Below are 12587 nucleotides of genomic sequence, written 5' to 3' on the forward strand. Positions count from 1 at the left end.
TTGGAATTCTTATGGGCCGTTGTTCGCAAGCCGTCCACCTTCCATCCGGGGTGCCGTTGCCTGGGGAGACGAGTTTCAGACGCCATGGACATTCCTCGTATGGGCGTACCCGACCAGCTCGCCGACAAGATGAGCATGGCCGAGCAGCACGAGTACCTGCGCTCCAAGTTCTCGCGGCGCACGATGGTCAGGGGCGGCGCCGTCACCCTCGGCGCCGTCGTGGGTGGCGCGTTCGTGCCCGGCGCGGCCCAGGCCGCCACGCAGACGTCGTCCTCCAAGACGTCGTCCCCCTCCTCCTCGGCGGCCGTCGACGGCTCGCTCGTCGCGCCGTTCGGCCGCCACCTCGCCTACGGCAACGACGCCAGCACGGAGATGACCGTCTCCTGGCAGGTGCCGGTCGCCGTGAAGAAGCCCTTCATCCGCATCGGTGCCAGCCCGCTCGACCTCTCCCGCAAGATCGACGCGGAGCTGACCTCGCTCTACACGCCGGCCGGTGTCGGCGCCAGCGCCGACTACACCCAGTACTACCTGCACGCCAAGCTCAGCAACCTGCGCCCCGGCAAGACGTACTACTACGGCGTGGGCCACGAGGGCTTCGACCCGGCCGACCACCACCTGCTGGGCACGCTCGGCACCTTCACCACCGCTCCCGGCAAGTCCGAGGCGTTCACCTTCACGGCCTTCGGCGACCAGGGCGTCAGCTACCACGGCCTCGCCAACGACGCGCTGATCCTCGGCCAGAACCCGGCCTTCCACCTGCACGCCGGTGACATCGCCTACGGCGACCCGTCCGGCGCGGGCGTCACCTCGGACACCGGGTACGACGCGCGCACCTGGGACCAGTTCCTGTACCAGACCGAGTCGGTCGCCAAGCAGGTCCCGTGGATGGTGAGTTACGGCAACCACGACATGGAGGCCTGGTACTCGCCCAACGGCTACGGCGGCGAGGAGGCCCGCTGGCTGCTCCCGGACAACGGCCCGGACAGGAAGAACCTGCCCGGCGTCTACTCCTTCGTCTACGGCAACACGGCGGTCATCTCGCTGGACGCCAACGACATCTCCTTCGAGATCCCGGCCAACCTCGGCATCTCGGGCGGCACGCAGACCAAGTGGCTGGAGGCGCAGCTCAAGAAGTTCCGCGCCTCGAAGAACGTCGACTTCGTCGTCGTCTTCTTCCACCACTGCGCCTACTGCACCTCGACGACGCACTCCTCCGAGGGCGGCGTGCGCAACGAGTGGGTGCCGCTGTTCGAGAAGTACACCGTGGACCTGGTCATCAACGGCCACAACCACGTGTACGAGCGCACCGACGTCATCAAGAAGAACGCCGTCTCCAAGGAGCTGCCGATCGGCGGCACCGCGTACCCGGAGACCGACGGCGTCGTCTACGTGACGGCGGGCGCGGCCGGCCGCAGCCTGTACGGCTTCAGCGCCGACCAGAGCTACGAGGGCCACGAGAAGGACAACAACGAGGTCGCCGCGTTCGTCTGCCTGGCCGACGGCGCCAAGCAGAACGAGACGGTCGCCTGGTCCCGCGTGCGGTACCTGAACTACTCCTTCCTGCGGGTCGACGTCACTCCCGCGTCGAAGGGCCGCCAGGCCACCCTGAAGGTGCGCGGCATCGCCGAGACGGGCGCCCAGGTCGACCACTTCATCGTCTCGCGCAAGGCCAAGTAGCCCTGGCCGACGCCCTGTTCGACGCCCTGTCGGCGCGCGGTCCTCGCGGACGCGCCGGCGGTGCGCGGACGAGGGGGTTCACGACGGGCGGTTCCCGGGCGGCCGGAGTTCACTCCATCCGCTTGAGGACCGCCCGTTTGGCGTGCGCGAACTCCTCCTCGGTGAGCACCCCGGAGCCGCGCAGCTCGCCCAGCTCCCGCAGCCGGCGCAGCAGCGCGTCGTGCGTGTCCTCGGCGGCCCGCGGCGCTCCGGGGGCCGGGTCCGTGCCGGACGGACCGGTCCGCGGGGGCGGCAACCGCGGTGCACCGTCCGCCGGTTCGCGTGCGGCGGAGGCCGAGGGGTGGGGGAGGCGCACCTGCACGGCCGCCGCGAGCAGGGCCATCAGCGGGTCCTTCTTGAAGCCCCACAGTTCCACCGCGTTGGGGTCGTACTTCGCGGGCACCCGCGGGGACGCGCCCCGCACCGTGAAGCGCAGCCAGCCGTTCTCCAGCCCGGCGGAGGGGCGCCACTCCACGGCGAGGATGTCGGACAGGGCCAGGGTGCGGGCGCCGGCCAGGGACTTGGCGTCCTCCGTCTTCCAGTTCCACTCCAGGCGCACCCGTTCGCCGTCGAAGACCGCCGTGCCGTCACCGGCCGACACCGACAGCGGGACGGCCGGCCCCGGCAGCAGGAAGGCGTCGACCGGGTCGGCCGGCACCTCGTCGAGCAGCAGGGAGTTGCGCACCTCGTCGGCGAAGTACTCGGCGACGCCGTAGCGGTCGGAGTCCACCGCGAGGAGGTACGGGTCGTGCGGTTCGGTGAGCCGGCCGCCCGTCGCGTGCAGCAGCGGGTCGGCGCCGTCGCGCAGCCGCAGCCGCAGGCGGCCGGACTTCTTGCCCTGCTCGAACGAGATGCCCGCCAACGCCCCGAGCGGGACCACGAGTTCACCCAGCGTCCGGCGGAGCACGCTGACGTTCTTGTCCCGTCCGGGGGTGAGCCGCAGGGCGTCACCGTCGAAGACCCAGGTGCCGTCCCGCTGGATGATTTCCGCCATGGGGGGATTGTTCCACCGGAGCGCAAGGGCCGGCCGCCCCGCGAACGCGCGTGCCTCGCACGGCTGTTGGGCGGGAGGGGAGGTGGGCGGGCGCCCCGGCAGGGACCGTTTGCCGGGGTGCCCGCCGGTCTCAGGCGGCCCGGCGGGGCCGTGAGGCGGCCGCGTACCGCTCGTGCGTGCACAGGCTCAGCAGGCTGCGCCGCTCCGCCGTGCGGATCTCGCGCACGAGTGCGAAGCCGACGCTCTCGTCGAGCGCCTCGGCGACCGTGTCCTGCACGTCCTGGTCGACGACGACGCGGGCGGTGCCCGGGTCGGCGAAGAGCCGTTCGAGGACCGCGGCGACGACCGCCCGCGCGAAGCCGTACGACGACGCGTGCGGCGGTGCGACGAGCAGCCGCACGCCGATGTCACCCGGCTCGGGCGCGTACGGGCCGCCCGGTTCGGTGTACCGCGGGTCGTACGTCTCCATGAGGAAGGCGGGCAGTCCGTCGTGCAGACCCAGCCACGCGTGGCGGTGCTCGCTCGCCGCGACGGCCATGTACGCGCGTTCGACGTCCTGGAGTCTCGCGTTGCGCATCGTCCGGAAGGACGCCCCGGGATCGGTGACCCAGCCGTGCAGCAACTCCGCGTCCCGCAGCGGGTCGAAGGCGCGGAAGGCGAGGCGGCCGCGGCGGGTGATGGTGCTCATACGGGTCCTCCAGCTGGCTGTCCGTGCGGACGGGCCGTCACGATCACGACGACTCAACTTAGGTTAGCCTAACCTAAGTCGAGTCGGGTGGGCGGCCGGGGTCAGGAGACCTTCCGGGCGTCCTCGATCGCCTTCGCCAGGTCCTCCAGGAGCGGCGCGCACTTGTCGTAGGACAGGATCGGCTCCGGATTGCGGGCGACGACCTGGCCGGCCCGGACGGCGGGCAGCTTCTTCCAGGTGCCCTCGGTGATGTCGGCGGGCTGGACGGCCGAGGTGCGGTTGTCCATCATGATGACGTCCGCCGGGTACTTGTCCGCGTTCTCCCAGCTCAGGCTCTCGTACCAGCCGCCGCTCGCGGTCTTGTCCTTGTCCGTCGGCTCGACGAAGTTCACGCCGAGGGCCTTGAAGTACTCCAGGTCGACGGAGAGGTCGGTGCCCGAGACGTAGAAGATCGTGTCGGCCGCCGAGCCCGCCAGCACCTTGATGTCGGGCTTCGCCTTCGCGGCCGCGCGCAGCCGGGCCGCCGCGTCCTCGAAGCGCTTCTTCGCCGCCGTGACCGGAGCCGACGTCACGTCGCCGCCGAGGGAGTCCGCGAGCGCCAGCATCCGCTGGAGCGGCTCGGTCAACTGCCGGTCGTAGACGGACAGGCCGACGGTCGGGGCGCCGACGGCGAGGATCTTCTTCTTCGACTCCTCCGGCACGTACCAGAGGGTGCCCCGGTCGTCGAACATCGTGCTGACGAGGAGGTCGGGCGCGAGGGCCGCGTACTTCTCGATGTTGAACTGGCCCCAGGCGTTGCCCAGTACGGTCAGCTTGCTGACGTCCATGTCGCCGGCCTGCACGTCGGCCTTGCCGTCCTTGGTGGTGGTCGGGCCGAACACGCCCTTCACGCCCACGCCGTAGTCGTGCAGGGCGGCCGCGACACCCACGAACGCGACGATGTCCGAGGGGACGTGGCCGGCCCTCACCGCGGTGCCGCGGTCGTCCTTGAAGGTCCAGGAGCCGGACCCGGCCGCCGCCGTCGAGCCGGAGCCGGCCGTGTTGTCGTCGTTCCCGCCGCAGGCGGCGAGCGCCGCGCCGAGGCCTGTCGCGCCGGCCGCGGCCAGAACGCCGCGTCGGGTGGGGGAGGCGGGACCGGACTTGGGCATGGCGCTGCTCCGCTTTCGTCTGACGGTGAGGAGAGGCGCGCGGCGTGAGGGCCGCGCGGCGGTTTAGGTTAACCTAACCTAACCTCACCTGGTGATCGCGGGAGAGCGGGGCGCCGGTGGGCGTCGCGGACGCGGTGACGGGCCCTTCAGCCCGTCGGCAGGCCCAACTCCCGGGCGATCAGCATCCGTTGCACCTCGCTCGTGCCCTCGCCGATCTCCAGGATCTTGGAGTCGCGCCACATGCGGGCCACCGGGTACTCGTTCATGAAGCCGTAGCCGCCGTGGATCTGCGTGGCGTCGCGGGCGTTGTCCACCGCGATCGTCGACGAGTACAGCTTCGCGAGCGCGGCCTGCTTCTTGAAGGGTTCGCCCGTGACGAGCCGGGACGCCGCGTCGTACCAGGACAGGCGGGAGGTGTGGGCCTTCATCTCCATGTCCGCGATCTTGAACTGGACCGCCTGGTTCGCGCCGATCGGACGGCCGAACGCGTGCCGTTCCTTCGCGTAGGACACCGACTCGTCCACGCAGCCCTGCGCGAGACCCGTGGCCAGCGCGGCGATGGCGATGCGGCCCTCGTCGAGGATGCGCAGGAACTGCGCGTACCCGCGGCCCTCCTCGCCCAGCAGGTTCGCGGCCGGTACGCGCACGTCGCTGAAGGACAGCTCGCGGGTGTCCGAGGCGTTCCAGCCGACCTTCGAGTACGGGGCGGCGACGGTGAAGCCGGGGGTGCCGGACGGCACGACGATCGCGGAGATGAGCGGCCTGCCGTCGGGCTTGCGGCCGGTGACCGCCGTGACCGTCACCAGGCCGGTGATGTCGGTGCCCGAGTTGGTGATGAAGCACTTGCCGCCGTTGATCACCCACTCGTCGGTGGCGGTGTCCAGGCGGGCCGTGGTGCGGGTGGCGCCCGCGTCGGAGCCGCCGTCCGGTTCGGTCAGGCCGAACGCGCCCAGGATCTCGCCCGCGCACAGCCGAGGCAGCCACTCGCGCTTCTGCTCCTCCGTGCCGAACAGGTGCAGCGGCATCGCGCCCAGCGAGACGCCCGCCTCCAGGGTGATCGCGACCGACGAGTCGACCCGGGCGAGCTCCTCCAGCGCGATGCCGAGTGCGAAGTAGTCGCCGCCCATACCGCCGTACTCCTCGGGGAACGGCAGCCCGAACAGGCCCATCCGGCCCATCTCGCGGACGATCTCGTACGGGAACTCGTGCCGCTCGTAGAGGTCGCCGATCTTCGGGGCGACCACGTCGTGCGCGAACTCCTCGACGGTGCGGCGGAGTTCGGCGAGCTCGGGGGTGAGGCGGTGGTCCATGGGTCACAGCTCCTGGGGGGTGAGGGCGCGAACGGTGCGGGAGGGGCTGGGCCGGTCCAGGTGCGCGGCCATCCACACGCTGGTGGCGGCGAGCCGCGCGAGGTCGACGCCGGTCTCGACGCCGAGGCCCTGGAGCATCCACACCAGGTCCTCGGTGGCGAGGTTGCCGGTGGCGGACTTCGCGTACGGGCAGCCGCCGAGACCGCCCGCCGACGCGTCCACGGTGCTCACGCCGTACTGGAGGGCGGCCAGAGTGTTGGCGAGCGCCTGCCCGTACGTGTCGTGGAAGTGCACGCCCAGCACCTCGGCGCCGACGCCCTGTTCGCCGAGGGCGGTCAGCAGGGCGGTGACGTGGCCAGGGGTGGCGACGCCGATGGTGTCGCCGAGGCTCAGCTCGTCGCAGCCGAGGTCGAGCAGCGCGCGGCACACGCGGACGACCTGGCCGACGGGCACCGGACCCTCCCAGGGGTCGCCGAAGCACATCGACAGGTACCCGCGGACGTGCCCGCCGGCGTCCTTCGCGCGGGAGACGACCGGCGCGAACATCGCGAGGGCCTCGTCGACCGTGCGGTTGAGATTGGCCTTGGCGAAGGACTCCGTGGCGCTCGCGAAGACCGCGACCCGGTCCGCGCCGAGGGCCAGCGCCCGGTCCAGGCCCCGCTCGTTCGGGACGAGGACGGGCAGTGCCACCGGGAGGTCCGAGACCAGGGGGAACAGCTGCTCGGCATCGGCCAGTTGGGGCACCCACCTGGGGTGCACGAAGCTGGTGGCCTCGATCGTGGTGAGGCCCGCGGCGGCGAGGCGGCGCACGAACTCCGCCTTCACCTCGGTCGGGACGGTGTTCTTCTCGTTCTGGAGGCCGTCGCGCGCGCCGACCTCGTGGATGCGCACCCGCGCGGGCAGGCCCGCCGCGGGGACGGTCATGGGGAGCCCGTTCACGGTCATCGTCCGTCCTCCGTCCGCACCGGGGCGGGTTCCTGCCCGCCGCCCGCGTCGTTCCCCGCCGGGGTGTCGTGCGGGGTGATCACCGCGAGGACCTGGTCCATCGCGACCGTCGTGCCGGGGGAGACGTCCAGCTCCGTGACGGTGCCGTCGTGCGGGGCGGAGACGACGTGCTCCATCTTCATCGCCTCCACCACCAGCAGGCTCTGGCCCGCCGTCACCTCGTCGCCCACGGCCGCCTTCACCACCGTGACCGTGCCCGGCATGGGCGCGGTCAGCGAGTCGGCGCCCGCGCGGGCGGCGCCCGTCAGGGACGCGGCGACCGGGTCGTGGTCGCGCACCAGCCAGGCGTCGCCGTCCCGGCCGAGCCAGTTCCCGGCGCGTTCGAAGGTGTGCCGGACGCCGTCGAGGACGACCGACACCCGGTCCTCGGTGACGGTGTGCTCGCCGCCCGGCGTGTGCTCGACCGGTTCGGTCACCCGCAGGTGGAAGCGGACCGGTTCGGCCGCGCCGCCGAGCCGCCAGCCGCTGGGCACCGCGAACGGGTCCGTCCAGCCGGTGCCGCGCGGACGCAGCGCGTCGAGCCGGACCGCCGCGGCGGCCTCGTACACCTCGGGCGGAACCTCCGTCGGGACCAGCCCGTCCGCCACCCGCTCGACCAGACCGGTGTCCAACTCGCCCGCCACGACCGCCGGGTGGGCCAGCAGGCGGCGCAGGAACCCGGCGTTGGTCGGCACGCCCAGCGTGACCGTGCCGGCGAGCGCGCCGCGCAGCCGGCGCAGCGCGGTCTCCCGGTCCGGCCCGTAGGCGATCACCTTGGACAGCATCGGGTCGTAGAGGCTGCCGACCTCGGTGCCCTCGTCGAGCCCGGAGTCGGTGCGCACGCCGTCGCCGCGCGGCTCGTGCAGCCTGAGCACGGTGCCGCCCGAGGGGAGGAAGCCGCGGGCGGGGTCCTCGGCGCACAGCCGCGCCTCCACCGCGTGCCCGGTGAGCGTGACGTCGTCCTGACCGAACGGCAGCGGCTCGCCCGCCGCGACCCGCAGCTGGAGTTCCACCAGGTCGAGCCCGGTGACCAGTTCGGTGACGGGGTGCTCCACCTGCAGGCGGGTGTTCATCTCCATGAAGCAGTACGCCGCCGGGTCGTCGCCCGGCACGATGAACTCCACCGTGCCCGCGCCCTCGTAGCCGCAGGAGCGGGCCGCGCGGACCGCCGCCTCGCCCATGGCCGCGCGCGTCGCGGCGTCCAGCAGGACGCTCGGCGCCTCCTCGACGATCTTCTGGTGCCGCCGCTGGAGGGAGCACTCGCGCTCGCCGAGGTGGACCACGTTGCCGTGGGCGTCGGCCAGCACCTGGATCTCGATGTGCCGGGGGCTCTCGATCCACCGCTCGACGAGCAGCGTGTCGTCGCCGAAGGAGGCGCGGGCCTCGCGGCGGGCGGCGGCGATCTGCTCCGCCAGGTCCGCCGCGTCGCGCACCAGCCGCATGCCCTTGCCGCCGCCGCCCGCGCTGGGCTTCAGCAGCACCGGCAGGCCCGTCTCCCGTGCGAAGTCCGCGAGTCGGGCGTCGGTGAGGCCGCCGCCCGTGGAGCCCGGCACCACCGGGACACCGGCCGCAGCGACCGTCTCCTTCGCGCGGATCTTGTCGCCCATCAGCGCCACCGCGTCCGGCGGCGGGCCCACGAAGACGAGGCCCGCTTCGGCGCACGCACGCGCGAAGTCCGCGTTCTCCGCGAGGAAGCCGTACCCGGGATGGACGGCCTGCGCGCCCGAGCGCACCGCCGCCTCGATCAGCCGGTCCGCGCGCAGATAGCTCTCCGTCGCGGGCGCCGGGCCGATGCGGACCGCCGTGTCGGCCTCGCGCACGTGCCGGGCGTCGGCGTCCGCGTCGCTGAACACGGCCACCGAGCGCACCCCGAGGGCGCGCAGCGTGCGGACGACCCGGACGGCGATCTCGCCGCGGTTGGCCACCAGGACGGTGTCGAACATTCCCACCCTCACCTCACACCCTCACATCCGGAAGACGCCGAAGCCCGGCGCGGAGCTGTCCCGTCGGGGAAGCGGCGCCTGCGCGCACGCGGTCAGTGCCAGGCCCAGCACCTGACGGGTCTCCAGCGGGTCGATCACGCCGTCGTCCCAGAGCCGGGCGGTGGCGTAGTACGCGCTGCCCTGACGCTCGTACTGGTCGCGGACCGGGGCCTTGAATGCCTCCTCGTCCTCGGCCGGCCACTGTTCGCCGCGCGCCTCCATCTGGTCGCGCCGCACGGTCGCGAGGACGGACGCGGCCTGCTCGCCGCCCATCACGGAGATCTTCGCGCCGGGCCACATCCACAGGAAGCGCGGTGAGTACGCCCGGCCGCACATCGAGTAGTTGCCCGCGCCGTAGGAGCCGCCGACCACCACCGTCAGCTTCGGTACGCGCGTGCACGCGACGGCGGTGACCATCTTGGCGCCGTGCTTGGCGATGCCGCCCGCCTCGTACGCCCGGCCCACCATGAAGCCGGAGATGTTCTGGAGGAAGACGAGCGGGATGCCGCGCTGGTCGCACAGTTCGACGAAGTGGGCGCCCTTCTGGGCCGACTCGGAGAACAGGATGCCGTTGTTCGCGACGATGCCCACCGGGTGGCCGTGGATCCGGGCGAAGCCGGTCACCAGGGTCTGCCCGAACTCGGCCTTGAACTCGGCGAACCGCGACCCGTCCACCACGCGCGCGATCACCTCGCGCGCGTCGTACGGAGTGCGGGAGTCCACCGGCACCGCCCCGTACAGGCCCGCCGGGTCCACCTTCGGCTCGACCGCCGCGGTGACCTCCCAGGGCGGGGCGGGGGGCGCCGGGAGCGTGCCGACGATGGTGCGCACGATGCGCAGCGCGTGCGCGTCGTCCTCCGCGAGGTGGTCGGTGACGCCCGAGACGCGCGAGTGCACCTCGCCGCCGCCCAGTTCCTCCGCGGTGACGACCTCGCCGGTCGCGGCCTTCACCAGCGGCGGGCCGCCCAGGAAGATCGTGCCCTGCCCGCGCACGATGACCGCCTCGTCGCTCATCGCGGGCACGTACGCGCCGCCCGCCGTGCACGAGCCGAGGACGGCCGCGATCTGCGGGACACCCGCGCCGGACATCCGCGCCTGGTTGTAGAAGATCCGCCCGAAGTGGTCCCGGTCGGGGAAGACCTCGTCCTGCATCGGCAGGAACGCGCCGCCGGAGTCGACCAGGTAGAGGCACGGCAGCCGGTTCTCCAGGGCCACCTCCTGCGCGCGCAGGTGCTTCTTCACCGTCATCGGGTAGTAGGTGCCGCCCTTGACCGTCGCGTCGTTGGCGACGATCACGCACGTACGGCCGGAGACGCGTCCGATGCCGGCGATCACACCGGCCGCGGGGGCCTGCCCCTCGTACATCCCCTCGGCCGCCAGCGGGGCCAGCTCCAGGAAGGGCGAGCCGGGGTCCAGCAGCGTGTCGACCCGGTCGCGGGGCAGCAGCTTGCCGCGCGCCGTGTGCCGGGCGCGGGCCCGTTCGCCGCCGCCGAGCCGGGCCGCCGCCAGCCGGGTGCGCAGCTCCTCGCCGAGCGCGCGGTGCGCCTCCTCGTTGGCCCGCCAGGCGGGCGCGGCGGGGTCGGCCGCGCTCGTCAGCTCCGGCGCCTCCCAGGCCCGTGGCTCTGCTGCCTCCTGCATCCCGCGGTCCCCTCACCGGTTAATGACCGTTAACGAACTGCCTTCAGGTTAACGACCGCTAACCATCCTGTCTAGAATCGTTCGCATGGCCACCAGAACCGACGCCCCCACCCGCCGCGAGCAGATCCTCAAGGAGGCCGCCCGGCTCTTCGCCGAACGCGGCTTCCACGGCGTGGGGGTCGACGAGATAGGCGCCGCGGTCGGCATCAGCGGGCCGGGCCTGTACCGGCACTTCCCCGGCAAGGACGCGATGCTGGCCGAACTGCTCGTCGGCATCAGCGGGCAGCTGCTGACCGGCGCCCGGCGCCGGGTGGCCGAGGCGGGCGGCGCGGCGGCGCCCGAGGGCGCGGAGACGGCGGCGGCCGTGCGCGGGGCGGCCGACCCGGGCGCGCTGCTCGACTCGCTCATCGAGGGGCACATCGACTTCGCGCTCGACGACCGGCCGCTGATCACCCTGCACGACCGCGAGCTGGACCGGCTGCGCGACAGCGACCGCAAGCTGGTGCGCCAGCTCCAGCGCCAGTACGTCGAGCTCTGGGTCGACGTCCTGCGGCGCGTCTACCCGGACGTCGTGGAGGCCACCGCCCGCTCGGCGGTGCACTCCGTCTTCGGCCTGCTGAACTCCACCCCGCACCTGGGCCGCCCCGGCGCGCTGCCCGGCCGCGCCACGACGGCGGAACTGCTGCGGCGGATGGCGCGCGGCGCGCTCGCGGCGGCGGCCGCGCGGTGACCGGCGCGGGCGCGTGCCCGCGCGGGCGTGCGGCGCACCCCGGTGGGACGCTGGAACCGGGCCGGAGCCGGGACGGCGGGCCCGCCCGCGTGACGAGCGTTACGGGCCGACGGGGGCGGCCGGTCTGGACGGGCGTCCGTACTCGCCGGTACCGTTCTGTCTGAGCAAGCGCTTAGACAGAGTGATGTCGGGCATGTCGTGGCATGCAGGACCGGGTGGAGGTGGCGGTAGTGCGCCGTACGGTGTTCAACGAGGATCACGAGGCGTTCCGGGAGACCCTGCGCGCCTTCATCGAGGCCGAGGTCGTCCCGGTCTACGACGACTGGTTCCGCGAGGGCATCGCCCCCCGCGACTTCTACTACAAGCTCGCCGATCTCGGCCTCTTCGGCATCAACGTGCCCGAGGAGTACGGCGGCGCCGGCCTGGAGTCGCACAAGTTCGAGGCGATCCAGTACGAGGAGACCGCCCGCGCGGGCGTGTCCTTCGGCGGCTCCGGCGTGCACGTGCTGCTCGCCCTGCCCTACCTCAAGATGCTCGCCACCGACGAGCAGAAGAAGCGCTTCCTGCCGAAGTTCGTCTCCGCCGAGGAGATGTGGGCCATCGCGATGACCGAGCCGGGCACCGGCTCCGACCTCGCCGGCATGAAGACCACCGCCAAGCTCTCCGCGGACGGCACCCACTACGTCCTCAACGGCGCCAAGACCTTCATCACCGGCGGCGTGCACGCCGACAAGGTCATCGTCTGCGCGCGCACCTCCGCGCCCCGCGAGGACGACCGCCGCTTCGGCATCTCGCTGTTCGCCGTCGACACCAAGTCCGAGGGCTACTCGGTCGGCCGCAAGCTCGACAAGCTCGGCCTGAAGACGTCGGACACCGCCGAGCTGGCGTTCGTCGACGTGAAGGTGCCCACCGAGGACCTGCTCGGCGAGGAGAACAAGGGCTTCCACTACCTCGGCGCCAACCTGCCCTCCGAGCGCTGGGGCATCGCCTTCGGCGCCTACGCGCAGGCCAAGGCCGCCGTCCGGTTCGCCAAGGAGTACGTGCGCGAGCGCACCGTCTTCGGCAAGCCCGTCGCGCACTTCCAGAACACCAAGTTCGAACTCGCCGCCTGCCAGGCCGAGGTGGACGCCGCCGAGGCCGTCGCCGACCGCGCCCTGGAGGCCCTGGACGCCGGTGAGCTGTCGCCCGCCGAGGCCGCCAGTGCCAAGCTGTTCACCACCGAGGTCGCGCACCGCGTCATCGACCGCTGCCTCCAACTGCACGGCGGCTACGGCTACATGAACGAGTACCCGATCGCCCGCCTGTACGCGGACAACCGCGTCAACCGGATCTACGGCGGCACCAGCGAGGTCATGAAGCTGATCATCGCGAAGAACATGGGCCTTTAAGGTCCGCGC

General features: G+C 72.4%; 10 protein-coding genes. 3 read left to right on the forward strand and 7 right to left on the reverse strand.

What is annotated here, in order from left to right; all coding sequences use genetic code 11:
- Positions 1 to 99: 99 nt before the first annotated feature.
- The gene (locus ACFZA0_RS01110) at positions 100 to 1677 is read left to right on the forward strand and encodes a fibronectin type III domain-containing protein (protein ID WP_391009226.1); all 1578 of its coding nucleotides are present in this window, start codon (positions 100 to 102) and stop codon (positions 1675 to 1677) included.
- 109 nt (positions 1678 to 1786) lie between these two features.
- On the opposite strand, the gene ACFZA0_RS01115 is transcribed toward ACFZA0_RS01110, so the two are convergent.
- The 7 genes from ACFZA0_RS01115 to ACFZA0_RS01145 all read right to left on the reverse strand — a co-directional run bounded on the left by ACFZA0_RS01115 (position 1787) and on the right by ACFZA0_RS01145 (position 10460).
- Positions 1787 to 2710 carry a DUF4429 domain-containing protein gene (locus tag ACFZA0_RS01115; RefSeq protein ID WP_391009229.1) on the reverse strand — a complete coding sequence of 308 codons (924 nt, stop codon included), beginning with the start codon at positions 2708 to 2710 and terminating at the stop codon, positions 1787 to 1789.
- Between the two features lie 130 nt (positions 2711 to 2840).
- On the reverse strand, positions 2841 to 3398 hold the full coding sequence (locus ACFZA0_RS01120; protein WP_391009232.1) for a GNAT family N-acetyltransferase: 558 nt from the start codon (positions 3396 to 3398) through the stop codon (positions 2841 to 2843).
- Positions 3399 to 3499: 101 nt separating this feature from the next.
- Positions 3500 to 4546 (reverse strand): ABC transporter substrate-binding protein, encoded by a 1047-nt coding sequence (locus ACFZA0_RS01125; protein WP_391009235.1) that lies wholly within the window; start codon positions 4544 to 4546, stop codon positions 3500 to 3502.
- Between the two features lie 146 nt (positions 4547 to 4692).
- Positions 4693 to 5856: an acyl-CoA dehydrogenase family protein gene (locus ACFZA0_RS01130; protein WP_391009238.1), complete on the reverse strand. Its 1164-nt coding sequence runs from the start codon at positions 5854 to 5856 to the stop codon at positions 4693 to 4695.
- Between the two features lie 3 nt (positions 5857 to 5859).
- Positions 5860 to 6801, reverse strand: a complete 942-nt coding sequence (locus ACFZA0_RS01135; RefSeq protein ID WP_391009241.1) for a hydroxymethylglutaryl-CoA lyase — start codon at positions 6799 to 6801, stop codon at positions 5860 to 5862.
- On the reverse strand, positions 6798 to 8783 hold the full coding sequence (locus tag ACFZA0_RS01140) for a biotin carboxylase N-terminal domain-containing protein (protein WP_391009244.1): 1986 nt from the start codon (positions 8781 to 8783) through the stop codon (positions 6798 to 6800). The genes ACFZA0_RS01135 and ACFZA0_RS01140 overlap by 4 nt, the downstream gene beginning before the upstream one ends.
- Positions 8784 to 8804: 21 nt before the next feature.
- On the reverse strand, positions 8805 to 10460 hold the full coding sequence (locus ACFZA0_RS01145; RefSeq protein WP_391009247.1) for a carboxyl transferase domain-containing protein: 1656 nt from the start codon (positions 10458 to 10460) through the stop codon (positions 8805 to 8807).
- An 85-nt stretch (positions 10461 to 10545) separates the two neighbouring features.
- Here ACFZA0_RS01145 and ACFZA0_RS01150 point away from each other — a divergent pair, with 85 nt between their 5' ends.
- Positions 10546 to 11190 carry a TetR family transcriptional regulator gene (locus tag ACFZA0_RS01150; protein ID WP_391009250.1) on the forward strand — a complete coding sequence of 215 codons (645 nt, stop codon included), beginning with the start codon at positions 10546 to 10548 and terminating at the stop codon, positions 11188 to 11190.
- A 230-nt stretch (positions 11191 to 11420) separates the two neighbouring features.
- A complete protein-coding gene (locus ACFZA0_RS01155; protein ID WP_391009253.1) occupies positions 11421 to 12578 on the forward strand; it encodes an acyl-CoA dehydrogenase family protein in 1158 nt (385 codons plus the stop codon).
- The last annotated feature ends 9 nt before the right edge of the window (positions 12579 to 12587 follow it).

Source organism: Streptomyces sp. NPDC008150 (genome assembly GCF_042956945.1).
Taxonomy (GTDB): domain Bacteria; phylum Actinomycetota; class Actinomycetes; order Streptomycetales; family Streptomycetaceae; genus Streptomyces.

Bases quoted from the DNA above. Each gene is read 5' to 3' on its own strand.
- ACFZA0_RS01130 (WP_391009238.1), bottom strand. From the start codon at position 5,856: ATGGACCACCGCCTCACCCCCGAGCTCGCCGAACTCCGCCGCACCGTC.
- ACFZA0_RS01145 (WP_391009247.1), bottom strand. From the start codon at position 10,460: ATGCAGGAGGCAGCAGAGCCACGGGCCTGGGAGGCGCCGGAGCTGACG.
- ACFZA0_RS01125 (WP_391009235.1), bottom strand. From the start codon at position 4,546: ATGCCCAAGTCCGGTCCCGCCTCCCCCACCCGACGCGGCGTTCTGGCC.
- ACFZA0_RS01110 (WP_391009226.1), top strand. From the start codon at position 100: ATGGGCGTACCCGACCAGCTCGCCGACAAGATGAGCATGGCCGAGCAG.
- ACFZA0_RS01140 (WP_391009244.1), bottom strand. From the start codon at position 8,783: ATGTTCGACACCGTCCTGGTGGCCAACCGCGGCGAGATCGCCGTCCGG.
- ACFZA0_RS01135 (WP_391009241.1), bottom strand. From the start codon at position 6,801: ATGACCGTGAACGGGCTCCCCATGACCGTCCCCGCGGCGGGCCTGCCC.
- ACFZA0_RS01120 (WP_391009232.1), bottom strand. From the start codon at position 3,398: ATGAGCACCATCACCCGCCGCGGCCGCCTCGCCTTCCGCGCCTTCGAC.
- ACFZA0_RS01150 (WP_391009250.1), top strand. From the start codon at position 10,546: ATGGCCACCAGAACCGACGCCCCCACCCGCCGCGAGCAGATCCTCAAG.
- ACFZA0_RS01115 (WP_391009229.1), bottom strand. From the start codon at position 2,710: ATGGCGGAAATCATCCAGCGGGACGGCACCTGGGTCTTCGACGGTGAC.